General features: G+C 56.2%; 18 protein-coding genes and 1 pseudogene. 14 read left to right on the top strand and 5 right to left on the bottom strand.

Going from position 1 to position 16,256, the window contains the following annotated elements; translation table 11 throughout:
* Positions 1 to 287 precede the first annotated feature (287 nt).
* The 5 genes from JMV15_RS27545 to JMV15_RS27525 all read left to right on the top strand — a co-directional run bounded on the left by JMV15_RS27545 (position 288) and on the right by JMV15_RS27525 (position 4,486).
* Positions 288 to 1,409, top strand: coding sequence for an ISAs1-like element ISPa60 family transposase (locus tag JMV15_RS27545; protein ID WP_076611919.1), 1,122 nt, complete (start codon positions 288 to 290; stop codon positions 1,407 to 1,409).
* A 282-nt stretch (positions 1,410 to 1,691) separates the two neighbouring features.
* Positions 1,692 to 2,135, top strand: coding sequence for a peptide-methionine (R)-S-oxide reductase MsrB (gene msrB / locus JMV15_RS27540; RefSeq protein ID WP_003464965.1), 444 nt, complete (start codon positions 1,692 to 1,694; stop codon positions 2,133 to 2,135).
* Between the two features lies 1 nt (position 2,136).
* The gene (gene msrA / locus JMV15_RS27535) at positions 2,137 to 2,676 is read left to right on the top strand and encodes a peptide-methionine (S)-S-oxide reductase MsrA (RefSeq protein WP_003464967.1); all 540 of its coding nucleotides are present in this window, start codon (positions 2,137 to 2,139) and stop codon (positions 2,674 to 2,676) included.
* Between the two features lie 140 nt (positions 2,677 to 2,816).
* Entirely contained in the window at positions 2,817 to 3,521 is a 705-nt protein-coding gene (locus tag JMV15_RS27530) for a glutathione S-transferase N-terminal domain-containing protein (protein ID WP_003464969.1), read from the top strand.
* Positions 3,518 to 4,486, top strand: coding sequence for a magnesium and cobalt transport protein CorA (locus JMV15_RS27525; RefSeq protein ID WP_003464971.1), 969 nt, complete (start codon positions 3,518 to 3,520; stop codon positions 4,484 to 4,486). Before JMV15_RS27530 ends, JMV15_RS27525 begins: the two co-directional genes overlap by 4 nt.
* Positions 4,487 to 4,690: 204 nt before the next feature.
* Here JMV15_RS27525 and JMV15_RS27520 read toward each other — a convergent pair whose 3' ends face one another.
* Positions 4,691 to 4,858: a hypothetical protein gene (locus tag JMV15_RS27520; RefSeq protein WP_016487060.1), complete on the bottom strand. Its 168-nt coding sequence runs from the start codon at positions 4,856 to 4,858 to the stop codon at positions 4,691 to 4,693.
* 75 nt (positions 4,859 to 4,933) lie between these two features.
* On the opposite strand from JMV15_RS27520, the gene JMV15_RS27515 reads away from it, so the two are divergent.
* The 3 genes from JMV15_RS27515 (at position 4,934) to JMV15_RS27505 (ending at position 6,803) form a co-directional block, all read left to right on the top strand.
* Entirely contained in the window at positions 4,934 to 5,947 is a 1,014-nt protein-coding gene (locus JMV15_RS27515) for a zinc-binding alcohol dehydrogenase family protein (protein WP_002118279.1), read from the top strand.
* A gap of 72 nt (positions 5,948 to 6,019) precedes the next feature.
* Positions 6,020 to 6,451 (top strand): GlcG/HbpS family heme-binding protein, encoded by a 432-nt coding sequence (locus JMV15_RS27510; RefSeq protein ID WP_005006001.1) that lies wholly within the window; start codon positions 6,020 to 6,022, stop codon positions 6,449 to 6,451.
* A gap of 58 nt (positions 6,452 to 6,509) precedes the next feature.
* Positions 6,510 to 6,803 carry a DUF1330 domain-containing protein gene (locus JMV15_RS27505; protein ID WP_010591688.1) on the top strand — a complete coding sequence of 98 codons (294 nt, stop codon included), beginning with the start codon at positions 6,510 to 6,512 and terminating at the stop codon, positions 6,801 to 6,803.
* 325 nt (positions 6,804 to 7,128) lie between these two features.
* Here the strand turns inward: JMV15_RS27505 and JMV15_RS27500 are convergent, their stop codons facing one another.
* Positions 7,129 to 7,599: a TlpA family protein disulfide reductase gene (locus JMV15_RS27500; protein WP_003464979.1), complete on the bottom strand. Its 471-nt coding sequence runs from the start codon at positions 7,597 to 7,599 to the stop codon at positions 7,129 to 7,131.
* A gap of 422 nt (positions 7,600 to 8,021) precedes the next feature.
* Between JMV15_RS27500 and JMV15_RS27495 the strand changes: the two genes are divergently transcribed.
* The 5 genes from JMV15_RS27495 to JMV15_RS27475 all read left to right on the top strand — a co-directional run bounded on the left by JMV15_RS27495 (position 8,022) and on the right by JMV15_RS27475 (position 10,919).
* Positions 8,022 to 8,669 (top strand): sulfite oxidase-like oxidoreductase, encoded by a 648-nt coding sequence (locus tag JMV15_RS27495; RefSeq protein WP_002118288.1) that lies wholly within the window; start codon positions 8,022 to 8,024, stop codon positions 8,667 to 8,669.
* On the top strand, positions 8,662 to 9,408 hold the full coding sequence (locus tag JMV15_RS27490) for a ferredoxin reductase (RefSeq protein WP_002118292.1): 747 nt from the start codon (positions 8,662 to 8,664) through the stop codon (positions 9,406 to 9,408). Before JMV15_RS27495 ends, JMV15_RS27490 begins: the two co-directional genes overlap by 8 nt.
* Positions 9,409 to 9,861: 453 nt before the next feature.
* Positions 9,862 to 10,134: a glutaredoxin 3 gene (gene grxC / locus JMV15_RS27485; protein ID WP_005005995.1), complete on the top strand. Its 273-nt coding sequence runs from the start codon at positions 9,862 to 9,864 to the stop codon at positions 10,132 to 10,134.
* A gap of 67 nt (positions 10,135 to 10,201) precedes the next feature.
* Positions 10,202 to 10,483 (top strand): DUF427 domain-containing protein, encoded by a 282-nt coding sequence (locus tag JMV15_RS27480; RefSeq protein WP_003464986.1) that lies wholly within the window; start codon positions 10,202 to 10,204, stop codon positions 10,481 to 10,483.
* A gap of 169 nt (positions 10,484 to 10,652) precedes the next feature.
* A complete protein-coding gene (locus JMV15_RS27475; protein WP_003464988.1) occupies positions 10,653 to 10,919 on the top strand; it encodes a hypothetical protein in 267 nt (88 codons plus the stop codon).
* Positions 10,920 to 11,779: 860 nt separating this feature from the next.
* Here JMV15_RS27475 and sdhC read toward each other — a convergent pair.
* Both sdhC and JMV15_RS27465 read right to left on the bottom strand, forming a co-directional pair.
* Positions 11,780 to 12,154 (bottom strand): succinate dehydrogenase, cytochrome b556 subunit, encoded by a 375-nt coding sequence (gene sdhC, locus JMV15_RS27470; protein WP_005005993.1) that lies wholly within the window; start codon positions 12,152 to 12,154, stop codon positions 11,780 to 11,782.
* Positions 12,155 to 12,634: 480 nt separating this feature from the next.
* Positions 12,635 to 13,906, bottom strand: a pseudogene (locus JMV15_RS27465) (IS4-like element ISPa1635 family transposase).
* A 625-nt stretch (positions 13,907 to 14,531) separates the two neighbouring features.
* Here JMV15_RS27465 and JMV15_RS27460 point away from each other — a divergent pair.
* Positions 14,532 to 15,050 (top strand): YkgB family protein, encoded by a 519-nt coding sequence (locus tag JMV15_RS27460; protein ID WP_003464991.1) that lies wholly within the window; start codon positions 14,532 to 14,534, stop codon positions 15,048 to 15,050.
* Positions 15,051 to 15,079: 29 nt separating this feature from the next.
* Here JMV15_RS27460 and JMV15_RS27455 read toward each other — a convergent pair whose 3' ends face one another.
* On the bottom strand, positions 15,080 to 15,925 hold the full coding sequence (locus JMV15_RS27455) for an AraC family transcriptional regulator (protein WP_003464995.1): 846 nt from the start codon (positions 15,923 to 15,925) through the stop codon (positions 15,080 to 15,082).
* Positions 15,926 to 16,256 lie beyond the last annotated feature (331 nt).

Here is a 16,256-nt window from a genome sequence, read left to right as displayed (position 1 = left end):
CGAAGGAGTGGGGGCAACAGCAGCTGCGCTGGTAGACTTATCCACAGTTGCTGGTAACAAAATCAGCAATCCGCCCTGGGTCAAATTTCAATCGGCAGGGTGGGTCAATTTTCCATCAGCGCCAACACACTAAGCAACCATCAGAAAATTTTGACTGTACGCCAAAAAATTCGCATCTACCAGCATCTAAACAGGCGTTGCAGGGCAATCGCATGAACGCCTGCCGATTTGAATGAGTCCTTTCCCAGCGGGCATCCTGAGCGCCTCTCTACTCAGGATGCCCTGCAATGTCGCATCACATACCAATCTCCGATGTTCTGGTCGCCATCAATGATCCCCGTCAGCAGGGCAAGATTCGTCACGACCTGGTCGAAACACTGGTCGTGGCTATCTGCGGCGTGCTTGCCGGCGCTGACACCTTCATCGAAATCGAACTCTGGGCTGAGCAGCGGCTGGACTGGTTCCGCCGTATTCTGAAACTACCCCACGGCATTCCCTCACACGACACCTTTGGACGGCTATTCAGCCTGATCGATCCAGAGGAGTTCGAGCAGGCCTTCCGCTGTTGGGTTGCGGCGATCCTACCGGCCCTTTCTCCGCAAGTGGTTGCCCTAGACGGCAAGACCAGTCGCCGCTCCGGCAAGAAAAACACGGCCCCGTTGCACCTGGTCAGCGCTTTTGCGGCTGATTCAGGGCTGATTCTCGGGCAGAGGGCGACCTCCCAGAAGTCCAACGAGAAGACCGCCATTCCTGAGCTGCTGGCCACACTGGCGCTTGAGGGCTGCACCGTGACGATCGATGCCATGGGTACCCAGCCGGACATTGCACAGGCCATTCTCGATCGCGGGGCGCACTATCTGCTGGCCATCAAGGGAAACCAGCCGAAGCTGGCCGAAGCGATCGATGACTTCGCTGACACCTTTTTGGACGGCGATCCTGCCCGGGTACCCCATGCGCACTTCGAGCATGTCGAGAAGGACCATGGCCGGCTGGAGGTTCGTCGCAGCCATGTTTTCGACCAACTCCAGTGCCTGCCACAGCCAGAACGCTGGCCAGGACTGCGCACTTTCGTGATGCTGGAGTCCGAGCGGACTGTGGGCAACCAGACCAGCCTGGAGCGCCGTTACTACATCAGCAGTCTTGCTCCGGATGCAGAGCGCATCGCACATGCCATCAGGGCGCACTGGGGCGTGGAGAACCGCGTCCACTGGTGCATGGATGTCATTTTTGGTGACGATCAGATGCGGATCCGAACCGGGCATGCTGCCCACAACATGGCCGTTCTCAAGCAACTTACATTGAATTTGATCCGGTTGGATCCGGTCAAGCGCAAGGGTGGCATCAAGGCACGAAGGCTGATTGCTGCAACCTCTGATGATTATCGGGCTGAACTATTAGGTCTCAGGTGAGCTTCATGCGATTGCCTTGACAGGCGTTGTTGATTATCATAAAACACTGACACTGTATTATATAATCGTGCTTTTGTGTTATTTTTTTAATATTTACTGATTACGTACTTGCTTAACCACTCAGTTGCGCTAGAACTAATAGACGCGAAATTTAAATCTCTAATTTTCCAACACTTAGTAAAACCTCGTTTGCCATCCCACTACCATTGTAGGAGCAAATCAGGAGACATAAAAAATTAGCGGTAGCGTGCCTGGCCCTCTAGATAAGTATTGGAGACTGTAATGAAGTTTGAAAAGTCACAGACAGCAATCGACCACCTGACTCCCGAGCAACACCGAATTACCCAGGAGGCGGGCACCGAAAGGCCCTTCACGGGCGAGTACAACGACAACAAGGAGCCTGGCATCTACGTCGACATAGTGTCGGGAGAGCCACTGTTCGCTTCGACGGACAAGTTCGATTCGGGTACTGGCTGGCCCAGCTTCACCAAGCCGATCGTTTCGGCAAACGTGAACGAGGTGCGGGACAGCGCACACGGCATGGTCCGGACGGAGGTCAGGTCAGTACACGCAGACAGTCATCTCGGCCATGTGTTCCCCGATGGTCCTTCCGACCGCGGCGGTCTGCGGTACTGCATCAACTCAGCGTCCCTTCGCTTCATCCCGCGCGACGAGATGGAGTCCGAGGGATACGGTGAATATCTCGATCAAGTAGAGGAGGCTTAACATGCATCAGCGCGCTGTTCTCGCAGGAGGATGTTTCTGGGGCATGCAGGATCTGATCCGCAAGCGGCCCGGCATCATCTCGACCCGTGTGGGTTACACGGGCGGCGATATTCCGAACGCCACGTATCGTAATCACGGCACGCATGCCGAGGGGATCGAGATTGTCTTCGACCCGACAGTGACGAGCTACCGGAACATCCTGGAATTCTTCTTCCAGATCCACGATCCGACGACGCTGAACCGCCAGGGCAATGATCGTGGGCTCTCCTACCGGTCGGGCATCTATTATGTCGACGAGGAGCAGAAGCGCGTCGCCGAGGATACGATCGCCGATGTGGATGCCTCGGGGCTGTGGGATGGCAAAGTGGTGACCGAGGTCCAGCCGGTCGGCGAGTTCTGGGAGGCCGAGCCCGATCACCAGGATTATCTGGAGAAGCGCCCGGGCGGCTACACCTGCCACTTCGTCCGTCCCGGCTGGGTGCTTCCGAAGCGCCAAAAGGTTGACGACGTACAGCCAGCGGCCGGGACCGCGGCGGAATAGGCTTCACTGCCGTTGCCACTGCGCCGATCCGGTCCGCAATCTTCGTGACCGCGTCGTTCAGCGACGCGGTCATCGAACCCTACTTCAGAGTGACGGCTCGTTCCAGTCAGTCGCCATCGCAACACCAGGATCGCAGATTTATGCCAGACCTCTCGTCCTTTCCGATCACGCAGCGCTGGCCGGCATCTCATCCCGATCGCCTGCAACTCTACGCAGCCCCTACGCCCAATGGCGTCAAGGTCTCGATCATGCTTGAGGAGACTGGCCTGGCGTACGAGCCCCACCTGATCGACATCTCGAACAACGAGTCGAAGGATCCGGCGTTCGTGTCGCTGAACCCGAACGGACGCATACCGGCGATCATCGATCCGGCTGGCCCTGACGGTAGACCCATCGCCTTATGGGAATCCGGTGCGATCCTCCTCTATCTGGCCGACAAGACGGGTCAGTTCATCTCCACCGAACCAGGCCAGCGTTACGAGACCCTAGCGTGGGTGTTCTTTCAGATGTCGGCCATCGGGCCGATGTTCGGTCAGCTCGGCTTCTTCCTGCGATTTGGCGGCAAGGACTATGAGGACAAGCGGCCGCAACAGCGCTTTATCGACGAATCCACGCGTCTGCTGGGGATTCTGGATCGCCGGCTGGAAGGCCGCGACTGGATCGTCGACGACTATTCGATCGCGGACATCGCGACGCTCGGCTGGGTGAATGCGCTGGTGGAATTCTACGCTGCGGGTGACATCCTTGGCCTCAGCAGCTTTTCGAACGTCCGCGCATGGCTTGGACGCGGGCTGGCTCGACCGGCCGTCCAGCGTGGCCTCCACATTCCCGCGAGGCCAGCATGAGCATCATCGCCGCCTATTATTACAACGAAGGCAAGCGAGTTCGCGAAATCGCGCTCGATGAGCACGTCAAGTTGGGCGAGAGTCGCTCGGGCTTCTGCTGGATCGCGCTTAGCGAACCCACCCCCGAGGAACTACTCGCGATCCAAAGGACATATAATCTTCATCCGTTGGCGATCGACAACGCGATGCACCCGCTGTGCCCGCCCAAGCTCGAGGTCTACAACGATGAGTTGTACGTCGTCGCGCAGACCGCCGAGCTGGTCGGCGACCGGATCAGCTACGGCAAGATGGCGATCTTCACCGGTCACAATCACCTTATCACCGTGCGGCACGGCAATGCCGGAGCGCTGGGCAAACTTCGGGAGCAACTCGAGGCATCGCCGACGCAGTTCGGCAAGGGTGTCGACTATGTGCTGCACGCGATCTTGCATCGCGTGGTCGACCAGTATCTGCCCATCTTCGAAATGATCGAGGACGACGTCCTGGCGATGGAGCGACGGTCGCTGCACGATTTCCTCGGGCCAGAAGAGGTGGCGCGAATCTTCGAACTAAGGTCCGAACTCACGCGGTTCCAGCGCACGCTCGGGGCTATGGCCGAGCTGGTGCGAAAGCTCGTTCGCGGCCACTTTCCCTGCATCAGCGCCGAAATGACACCATATTTCCACGACGTCGCGGACCATGTCCACCGCGTGCAGTCCATGGTCGACGGCCTCCTGCTTGTCCTGTCCACGGTCTTTGAGGCCAGCAGCCTTCTTGAAGCGCAAAGGACGGGGGTGATCACCCGCCAGCTGGCGGCTTGGGCGGCAATACTGGCAGTCCCGACGGCGATCGCTGGAATATACGGCATGAACTTTAAGCACATGCCGGAGCTGGACACGGCCTACGGATACTTTGTCGTGCTCGGAGTGATAGCGATATCGTGCGTTTTCCTATTTGTGCGCTTCAAGAAGGCTAAGTGGCTGTGAATACTGCCCATCGTTTTCTTCGCCGTCATCTGACGGTTACAGCGGGCCTTATACGGAAGCTTGTCCAATCCAACTCAAGATGAAGGTGCGTCCATGACATAGCAGCTGACCGACGCTCTACAAGCAGTTCAGTCCTTCATCGCCAAGGGCTAAGACCGCGAATAGCGCGTCAAGGACAGCAATCTCGTCGATCTCGAGCCAGGATCAACCATCGGTCCGTGCGGCATCTGCGTCGACGCGGCGTTTCGCCTCGGAAGCGGTGATGATGGCGATAACGCCTCCACCCTCTACGCGATCACCGATCCGGCGACCGAGCATAAGGGCCTGTTGATCGACGTGTTCGATGAAATCTGCTACCGCGACCCAGTTCAAGAGTCGGGACCTCAATGTAGAAGAAGTTGACTAACGAGCATTCGCGTCATCCGATCAAGCAAGCTGGAGACATTTATGAAAGCCATTGGTTACAAGGTTCCGGGACCCATCGCCGCGGATGCCGCGCTGGTCGACATCAATCTGCCTCGGCCTGTCGCTGCAGGATACGATATCCTGGTTGAGGTGAAGGCCGTCTCGGTCAACCCGGTCGACTACAAGGTCCGCAACAGCACGCCGCCGGCAGATGGCGATTGGAAGGTGCTGGGATGGGATGCCGCCGGGATTGTGCGCGAGGTCGGCCCCGACGTCACGCAGTTCGAGTTAGGCGACGAGGTCTATTATGCCGGATCGATCACACGGCCCGGTACCAATGCGGAGTTCCATCTCGTCGACGCCCGGATTGTCGGTCACAAACCTGCGTCGCTCTCCTGGGCGGAAGCGGCGGCGCTGCCGCTGACGACGTTGACGGCCTGGGAGGCGATGTTCGACCGCCTGGACGTGGCGAAGCCCGTACCCGGTGCGGCGGAGGCGATCCTCATCATCGGTGGCGCGGGCGGGGTTGGGTCGATCGCCGTCCAGATCGCGCGACAGCGCACGGACCTCACCGTCATCGCCACAGCCTCTCGACCGGAAACCCAAGAGTGGGTAAGAGGGCTTGGAGCTCACCACGTCATCGACCATTCTCGTCCGCTCGCGCCACAGATCGCCGAACTCGGCATCGGTGCTCCCGCTTTCGTCTTTTCGACCACACATACCGAGCAACATGTCGCCGACATCGCCGAACTGATCGCCCCACAAGGACGGTTCGGACTGATCGACGATCCCAAGGCATTCGATATCATGGTTTTCAAGCGCAAGGCGGTGTCGATCCACCACGAGCTGATGTTCACGCGGTCGATCTACGGCACGCCCGACATGAATGAGCAGGGCGAGATTCTGGATGCGATGGCAGCGCTGGTTGACGACGGCAAAATCCGCACGACGCTGACCCGGCGACTGTCGCCGATCAATGCCGCCAATCTGAAGACGGTGCATGCACTGATCGAAAGTGGCGCGGCTAAAGGCAAGATCGTCCTCGAAGGCTTCTAACGACCGCGATCGCCAAACATCTTGTCCAACCTCAAAAAGCCGAACGGGTTATGCCCCAGCGATGAGAATCCCATGACCAAATCTATTGCCACCGCCTCGATCAACCGCGAAACCGCAGTCGCCCTCATCGACGCGGCGCTCGCTGCGGCCCGTGCCATCGGCATCCCGGCTGCCGTCGCCGTCGTCGACGCCACCGGTAACCTGCGCGCGTTCGAGCGCACCGACGATGCGCCGTTCCTTACCGTCGATGTTGCCATCGACAAGGCCTGGAGTTCCGCCTCGTTTGGGTTCCCGACCCATGTCTGGAACGACTATGTGACCAACGATCCAAAAGTGGCGCCGCTAGCCTATCGCCCTCGGATGGTCGCTGTCGGCGGCGGTTATCCGATTCTGGAGGATGGGAAGTTGATCGGCGGCATAGGCATCTCCGGAGGCAACTATCAGCAGGATCAGGATGCGTGCGTCGAGGCACTCATGAAAATCGGGTTCCAGTTGCCAGCCTGACGACTGTGAGGCCATCACCGGTGGTAATGGCCAACAGATCCAACCTTTGAGAGGCCTAATGATGGAAGCGTTCGTCGTCTTTACGCGGGAAGAAACCAGCGACCCACATGCACTCGCAACCTATTCTGCAGGCGTCGGACCATCGTTCGATGGTCACGACGTTACCTTTCTCGCCGCTTATGGCGCGATCCAGCATTTGGAGGGGCCGCCCATCGAAGGGGCCGTAATCTTGCGTTTCCCGACGATGCAGGCCGCTCGCGACTGGTATGACAGTCCCGCCTACCAAACCATCGCTGCTCAACGCTTTGCCGGTTCCCGTTACCGCGCCTTTATCATTGAAGGGCGGCGGTGACATACCGACAGAAGCACTTCGGCGCTGACCACGAGGTATCGGCGTGTGAACTCGCATCTTGGGAATCTGTGGGGGGGACCAAGACAGCGGCGCTAGGGGCTCATATCGTCGATCGGATCAGAGAGTTGCTCGGCGAGAATGGGTTATCTATTGCCGAGCTGACGGAGCGGAGCCGCCCTCTCCCAACGGATTGATTCAATCGTTGACGCTCCTCCTATCCGGATCCGGGTTTTCGCACGCTGATCAACAGAGTTACAGCGCGCAACGCCTGTAGTGGGCATCAGGGGATGGGTGGCAATCAGGATGATTGCCCACCTTCCAACGATTAACCTTGCTCAAGTTGCTTCACTAGTCGCTCCGCGTCGAGATGGAAGTCCGAGAAAACAATGCTACCGCCAGCGTCGATAACCGTAAACCACGGAGTTCCTCGTGTGCGGTAGTCTTCCATGAAGGTTGGAAACGGCGAGCCGGTCGGTTGCTCGTCGTGACCGAAAACGATAGGAAGCTCATACTTGAGCTGGTTCACGCGCAACTTCTCGAAGGTATTCTCATGCGTTCCTTCGAAGACGGTCTGGATCACTGCGAACCCCACGTCTTTTGAGCTCAACGCTGCATGCAACTTTTGTAGCGTCGGAAACCCATGCAAATGGCAACCTTGGCACCAATGCTGGAAGGCAAACAAGATTTTCGGGCCGGGCCCGATATCTGACAGTTTGAACGGCGCGATACTTTCCCCATCTTTGCCAATCCATTTTTGCACCCGCAGCTCAGGCGCTTGTCGTTCGATCTCGTTCATCTGATCCTCCAACCCCGATACAGAAGCTTAGTGGATGATCGCGCGTCGCGACGGTGCGCGAACGTCCGACCTTATTTTCCCTATTTCCTGAAGCCAGAATAGATCAGATCGACATTTCGTCCTTAATATACTCAAGCTGCCGGCGAGCGCGAACTGGGCAACCATGCGCTGGTGAGCCTTGAGCTTTGCACGCTGCCCATCCGTTTGAGAGCGAACCTGCAACTTCCGCTCCGCATACCGCAGATCAGCGTACGCAGCCTTGGGGTTATCTACCCTATAGCCATTGGGTATTGGGAATCATGCTGGCCTGACGCTATGTTCGATACGCGATTTTTTACGATGATAGAGCATCTGTATCTGATTTTTAGTCGATTGGCTTATTCGGCGGATGTGCGGGCAAATGCTTTACGCAGAGTACTGAAATGAAGGCCGGCTTCGGTCTGCCGTATCGAGCAAGAGGGGTCACTATGGTCACCAGAGGTTTCACCGGTCGCGGTTCAGGCGACCAGTCCGATCGGATTCCGCCAGGTCAGCATCTGGTGGAGGATTTCCCTGTTCTGTCGGCCGGCCCTACGCCGAGGGTAGAGCCCTCCGACTGGAAATTCACAGTCAAAATTGGTCCGAAGCCCGTCAAAACGTGGAATTGGGGCGAATTCAACACTCTACCAAAGACCCAGGTGACAAAGGATATTCACTGCGTCACCTCTTGGTCCAAACTGGATACCGTTTGGGAGGGTGTACTCATTGAAGACATCCTTGCAGATGCAGAGCTTGATCGGCCTACCGATTTCGTCTTGGCGCACTGCTACGATAATTATTCGACAAACGTCCCTCTGACGGATCTGCTTTCCGGGAAAGCGATGGTCGCCCTCAGTTATGCGGGCAAGCCACTTTCCCGCGATCATGGGGGGCCGGCGCGTCTTCTAGTGCCGCACCTTTACTTCTGGAAATCCGCCAAATGGGTGAATGCGCTGCAATTCACGACGCGTGACGAGGCCGGCTTTTGGGAGCTGCACGGCTATCACATCTACGGCGATCCGTGGCGCGAACAACGATACACCCATGACTGAAAACGAAGCGCAAGTCCGTTCGTGGCAATCATGCGTGATCGACGACATCATCCAGCAAACACCGAGTATCAAGAGCTTCTTCCTTCGGTTGAGCAAGCCGTTCGCGCACACCGCAGGTCAGCACGTCGATATCCGGCTGACCGCGCCCGACGGCTACAGTGCAATGCGCAGCTACTCGATCGCGTCATCGGCAGTTTCGACCCCGATCGTCGAGATAGCTATCGAGCGCATGCCGGATGCCGAAGTTTCGCCGTTTTTTCACGACATCGCGGCGATTGGTGACGAAATCGAAGTTCGCGGTCCGCTCGGTGGCCATTTCCTTTGGCCTGAGCCTGCCATAGATCCGGTTCTGTTGATCGGGGGAGGCTCCGGCCTCGTGCCGTTGATGGCAATGATCCGGCAGCGCCGCGCATTGGCCCAAGCCGTTCCGACAGCGTTGCTCCTGTCCGCACGAACCGCCGAGGACGTTCTCTTCTCAGAAGAACTTCATTGCATCGAAATCAGCGATCCGGCGTTCGTCCTGGCGCTCGCGATTACGCGCGAGAAACCGGTTCGCGCATCGGACTTTGCGCGACGGATCGACGGCATGATGGTCCAAGAAATTCTAACCAGGCTTCAGGGAAAGCCGACGCAAGTGTTCGTCTGCGGGTCTAACGGATTCGTCAACATCGCAACCGATAGCGCGCTGCTGGCGGGCTTGGACGCCTCCATCATCAAGACGGAGCGCTACGGGGGCTAGCGGCGCGAGCTATCTCACGTCGCGCCGATCGTAGACGTGCGCCCTGGGAAGCTTTGGCGATCAACGTGAACCGTTTTGCCGAACACAGTCTTCGTACCCCCCGGCCTCTAGAACGCCTTCGCTCGCGATACCTGGCTCGACATCAAGCTCAATTTGAAAGTTCCTGCACTATCCGTCGTCCTGATATGCTCGACCAGCATGATGGGCGATTCGAGCGGGACCGCTTCCGTCCCAATCGAGGCTCGGTTACCTTAGAGCATCGGCTCGGCGCTACAGGAGGCGCGTGCGGCCTCTGCCTGGCGGTGAAAGCACTTTGGGCCATGTCGCCTGGATAGCGGCCAATCGTCAGCATCTGCTCCGATGTCGGCCAAGGTGCAGTCGCCATCTTTGAACGCCGCGAATTGGAGATCAACGCCATGACAGCGATCCGCGTGCAACTGCCGGAGATGCAATATGACAACTGATGTATTGCTGTACACCACGAATTGGTGCCCGTTCTGCCGCCGAGCGAAGGCGCTCCTCAAGGAAAAGGGCGTGCGATGGAAGGAGCTCGATATTGAGGCGGATCCGGCTCACCGGCAGGCCATGGCGGAAGCGTCGGGGCGAAGCTCCGTGCCGCAGATCTTCATCAATGGCACCCTTATCGGTGGCTCCGATGAGCTATTCGCGCTCGATGTCAGAGGCGAGCTCGACAAACTTCTCGGGCGCAACCCGCCTGCCACCTGAGGAGGTGCGGCTTGGGGCAGCCAGCCCGCGAGCCTTCGCCGGTTGATGAATACAAAAGGAGAGTCCGTTGGTCTCAGCCATCTGGAAAGACACTACTATCGCCACAAGCGACGAAACAGTCATCGTCGAGGGAAATCACTACTTCCCACCGTCAGGAGTCGACCTGAGCCTGCTTGAGATGAGCCCGCACACATCTGTCTGTCCGATCAAAGGCGCCGCGCGCTTCTTTCATGTTCGCGCGGGTGACGCGCTCAACGTGAACGCCGCTTGGACCTATCCCGCCCCCACTCCGGATGCCGAGGGTATCCGGGATTACATCGCTTTCTGGAAAGGCGTGGACGTTGCCTAGCAGACTGGACGGACGACTTCGCTGATAGCCATGCGGGCGCCGACATCTCAATTATCCTGCCCACCCCGGGCCTCGTCGGCTGCAGGAATCTGCCCGGCACCTTAGCGCGACCCGGCACTGGCGGTCTCGCACCCGCCGCGCCTCTGTTCTATCAATAAGGATGGATGACATGGAGCATTCCGAGTTCGATGCCGCTTTCGCGAAGCTTGCGGAGGGATACAGAGAAGGGACTTATGAAGGCCGGCGTTTCAGCTTGATCGTCCGGCGATCTGGGGACGGACGTCGCAACAGTCTGTTCGCCAGGGAGTTGGACGGGACTGACATTGTCAGCTTCAACCTCTTCCGCGTTACATCAGATAGGACATTGTTGAAGCCGTGCGAAATGTCCGCCGAAAAGGTCGTAGCGTTCGTGCTGGAGTTCCGACCGGACACCTGACGGGCAGAAGAAGATCCCGGCCAACCGGCGCGCCTGCGACGGCCGGCTATCTAAGGCTGCGCAAGCCTATAGCCGCAGCTCATTGCACTTCGTCTGGCGAGGAATTCAACATCGATACGTCGCCATCCGCGGGGATATCGGTACAGGCGCCCGTGTAAGCCAGATTGAGAAATCCTAAGCGATGACTAACACCAATGACGCCACCCTTCCGACACATTCTATTCTTGAGGAATGCACAGCGATGGCTGTCGTCAACGCTCTGAAGATTATTCTGAAGAACAGCTACGCGATCTACCTTAAGACAAAAAATGCCACTCGGGCGCATCCCGCCCCTACTTCAGGGACTTTCACTTGCTTCTCGCTCTGTCACTCACAGCATCGGCACGCCCATGACGCATGGTATCCAGGCCTCATAATTTTCCCATATAACCTTCTTGTCTTTTGCGCACCCAGAAAGACTCGAGGCTTTAACTGGACAGATGAGCCCTCGAGGGTAGTGTTCACCTGATTGGCTTTCTCATATCTGATGTTGATTCGCACAGTGTGCCAACCAGGTGATAGTTTCAAAAAACCTGCGCTTCAGAGCGAATTAGACGATCTTCGATAAGAGCGATCCGCCTCAAAATCCAAAACATCTAACATTGTCCTAGAGCCATATTTGTACCTAGTACTATGGCGCTCCCATTAACACATTTGATGATGCACAGAAAACTTAGCTCATGATAGCTTTCAGCTAACAGCTATTCGGAAGCCCGAAAGGATTCAACCGTTTAAGCGTGAACCGTCGATTATAAATACTTTCGTAAGTTAGCTTTAAAGGACGCTTTTAGTCCTTGTAAATACGCATTACGACTCCACAGCTACCAAATCCATACGGCGCCAGCAACCATTAAAACACCCGACACTACTAAAACAATAGTAGAGGCGCGATTGCTGCCTTTCAAAGTATGACCAACACCCACATCCATAACTAGGTGTCGAATTCCGGCTACGAGATGATAAATAAATGAAGAGTATACCAACCAGAAACTAACTTTGCCGAAAGGTGAAGAAAAAATCTCCTTGACTTCATTAAAACCCTTTTCTGACTCCAACGATTTGCTCAGCATATACAGTATCAGTCCCAGAAAAATAAAGAGCATAATTCCTGAAATCCGGTGCAGAATCGATGTAAGCGCCGTGAGAGGAAGCTGAATGGTTCGAATATCAAGATTAACCGGCCGCTTTTTATTCATTTTGACTCCAGTCAACAATTCTAGTGGGGGATTTCAGTTTTCGATCTCATTCATCATAGCAGCTGTAACTAAGGCTGGCGGCGACAATAATGGAGATATTCGGGGCTTACGTTGCATTTTGAGGTCGCAAGTGCATGTGCGTAAATTGAAGCAAATTGCAAGGTTATGCCCAATAGGTAGCTAGCTTATTAATTTAACAAAAGTGACGTGTGTCGTTCTGCAGGGCATGCTGTTCCCCCAATGTCATCAACCTAAGCTGCAGCCCTGCCCAAGGCAAGCCCCCCGAAGCAGCCAGCCGCCATGGCCGTCGGGCGATGACCAGGCCTCTGCCGCTCAATCAGGCGGTCTAACTGGGCTGGCGGTGATGTGATCATCGTCTGTTCCGGCTGTCTAGGCGAGATTTCTCGTTCTCCGGACGAGCCTATGCCGACCGCTTGTGGCCAGCTTTTTTTTGCACGGAGGTTGGGCGGTGGTGTTTCTTCAGCGCGTCGGTTTGTAGCCCTCACAACCTCGGCTGGCTGCGCGTTTGCGTTGGCGCGCAAAGCTACGGCCTGAGCGTACGGCACTGAGGCTTTTAGCCATCAAGGCCAGCACATTGCTCAGCCCCTGAGCACAGTGCCGCACCAGCAGCTCGACCAGGGTATTTTTGAGCCGTGACACGCCTTGGGTGAAGTTGACTTTCCATCGCAGCTTGCGGCCTTTGTGGCGCTGTTCGATGACTGGCTGTAGCAGGTGCTGCATCAACAGCGCCAGGTTCTTCAACAGTTGAGCGGCATGAAAGTCCTGCTTTACAGCGGTCACGCTGCGGCCGCTGAAGTTGTCCAGCGTCAGGGTTTGTTTGAGGCGACGGAAGTCGGTTTCGATGCCCCAGCGGCGGTGGTAAAGCTCGGCAAACACCTCAGCGGGAAAGGCTTCTCGATCCAGCAACGAGGTCAGCAATACCTCGCTTTCGCCGTTGGCCAACTCGACCCGGATCAGTCTCAGCTCGATCTGGCTGGCAGGATCAACGCCAGCCTCGGAGCAGAACAGACGTGCTTCAGGATGGTTGGCCACGAAAAGCTGTGTGTCTTCAACTTGGCCAGAGTGTAGAAACGCTTTGACCTGGGCGTTATAGCCACAGGGCAGGCGCATCAGAAAGTGCCGCTGTTGCTGCGCGAACAGCGCGAATAACCAGTGCCCAGGGTAACCACGGTCAAACAGCGTCAGGCTGTCAGCCGGCAGGTGCTAAAGGTGCAGATGGGCACAGTCGCGCTCGCCGACGGTCAGGGGCACGATCAGGCTATGCAGGGTTTGACCGTCAGCGACTTCGTAGAGTGTGGACAAGCGAGCCATGGGAAAGCCAGAGTGACTGCCAAAGAAGGTCGCCATGGTCGACTCCAGGGGTAAATGCACGGTCGAGCCATCCACCGCGAGCACCCTCAGCCCACGCCACTTCTGGCGCAGCCCGAAGCAGTCAATTTGTTGCTGCAGGAGGCGATTGAGACTTTCAAATACCTCGGGGTTGAGCTTTTTGCGCGCTTTGCAGAAGGCCTGCGCAGTGACCATTTGCGTCTCAGTCGACGCCTGATTGAGTACGCGATAGAACTGATCGAGTTCGGTTTGCAGGGCCGTGCGCGGCTGATTGAGCAGGAACAGGACGAGGTTCTTGAAGGTGAGCTGGCGTCGGCGGGTAAAGTCTTGAGGATTCTGGCGGTGGGCGGCGATGAAGGCGGGACAATCGAGCGGACTGGTTACTTTTTGTACAATTTTCAAACCAGGGCTTGGCTGGCGGTGTCAAGCGATGCGGTATAGGTAGTCAAAAGGGCTTCTCCCATGCACTGATTTGAGCGCTAATTATATGATATTTATGGATAATTTCCAAAGTTGATGACATTGGCTGTTCCCCAACCCTGGAAAACCTATCCTCTTTAACACGTCAAAGTCGATTGATAGGCTTGCTGCAACAGCTATCTGCCCGGTTGAAGTCGAAGATCGATGTATCTGTAGGGTTTGGAAATAAATGCGGGCGCCCACCGCACTCACGGCTCAGTTACCATTCTTTGTGCATCGCGGCCGCGCGGCTAGTTGGTAGCTGTTCTAAGCCTAGTCAGTGCCGCCCTTCGCCCCAAGCCCCATAGTCAGATTTGAGAAATGACAGTAGGCGATGCCGCAACGCGCTTCATCGACCTATGTAAAACGACTCCTTTATCGAAATAGTGCACTCATCGCTCTCCACGGCGATCCCTTCATCGCGAATTGCACCGCCCAAGACGATCTGCACTGAAATCAATACTTTCTGATGCCTCTTGATTAGAGATGCCAGCCATAATAATCTCATCGCCAACGCATACGGCGTTCGGCAGCCAACACACTCTCACTCACTACTGGAAGCTCAGACATGAAAACCATAGGCATTGAAAACTCGAAGTCCAGCGTACAGGCCCACTTAACGCTTGGAACCAAAACTATGGGGCTAGGTATCTATGGCGCGTACTTGGCTCTCGCTATTATTTACTTCTGGTTCGGCGGCATGAAATTTACCCACTACGAGGCCGAGGGCCTGGTTCCACTGGTGAGCAACAGCCCGCTTTTGGGATGGGTGTATAGCATTTTTTCGGTCGACATGTTCTCCAGCCTGCTCGGCATACTAGAGATTTCGATCGGCACTCTGATCGCAGGCCGCATGCTGTCGCCCAAACTATCCGTGGTAGGAGGCGCTCTGTCTGCAGGCCTGTTCTTCACAACCCTTAGCTTTATGTTTTCCACTCCGGGCGTCATTGAGCCTAGTTTAGGGTTTCCGGCGATTTCCGTTGCGCCAGGTCAGTTTCTGCTTAAAGACTTAGGGTTGCTTGCTGTTTCGATATTTGTGGCAGGCCATTCGCTGGTTGAACTGGAAAAACGTAAAATTAATGCATAATTTTTTCAATGGCTTAAGGCAGTAATGCCTTAGGCCTTTTTGCCATCATTTTCCCCCGCCAGATCTTTCAACCAGTCACGAGGGCTCAACCCCGTCTTGCGTCTAAATGCGCGAGACAGCGCCGAAGGACTTTCGTAGCCGACTTGAGCTGCAATCAGCGTAATCGAGCGCCCTTCTCGCATCAGCTTCTGAGCCAGGCTAACTCGCCAACTCAACAAATAATCAGCAGGCGTCTGTCCGATGACACTCTTGAAATGCACGGCATACGCAGCGCGTGACATATTTGACTCACTGGCCAGCTCTGCTATTGACCAGGCATGTTCCGGGGAGTTGTGCATCTGTAAAAGCGATCGGGCAAGCCGCATGTCGGCCAGTCCAGCCATCATTCCGGTGCGCAACTGGTGATGATCGAGCAGGTAACGGAGCAACAGAATGATTAGGAGCTCAAATAAGCGCTCAAGCGCGGCTTCCCTTCCACAATGCACATTTGCCGCCTCGGCAAACATCCACTCCAACGTGTCTGCCAGCATGGGCAGATCATCGAGTGCGAGCACCAAACAGTCCGGTAATGAAGCCGACAAAGGATTATCAATTCCGCCCTCAAACTCCATGGAAGCACACAACAACTTTGCGCCATCGGACTCACCCGCAAACAATTGATGCTTGGCGGGGCGTGGCATAAAAATCAAGCTAGGGCGAGTGAGCTGCAAATCCTTGCGATCGGGACCAAGCAACGTCACGCTGCCGGCCTGAAGCAGATGGATATAACCTCGCCGCTCGGCGCCATCGTAAGATGCAGAGCCGCATAGGTCGCCGTCATAGAACAGATTGGCCCGCACGCCGAACCGCGAGAGCAAATTAGACAAACGATCCATTGGCCGATCCTTGACGAGTCAGAACGCACAGACCATACCATCTGCGTTGTCGTTCAGTGCCTGTAGCGAACATGCCGGCGTAAATCAGCCAACGGATAAAGTGATCACTGAGCAGCTCAGCCTCCCTTTCCAGTTCGGCTGTTAAAAAAACAACACCGTTGTTTGAAAGCACCAGCAAATCAAGTGCTCACTCTTCTATTTTACGGGGTTGTACGCCGGAATCCCAGAAATTTCCGTCAGCCCAGCTCCAGTCCCGCCACGAGCGCATCCAGGTCGATGAACTTGCCGTCAGTCTGGAAGGTGTAATGCCCGTTCAGCAGGATGTGCCGCC

It is taken from the genome of Pseudomonas paracarnis, from assembly GCF_904063055.1.
Taxonomy (GTDB): domain Bacteria; phylum Pseudomonadota; class Gammaproteobacteria; order Pseudomonadales; family Pseudomonadaceae; genus Aquipseudomonas; species Aquipseudomonas paracarnis.
Note: the sequence above shows the minus strand (reverse complement) of the source record. Positions and strands in the feature narration are given on the sequence as shown.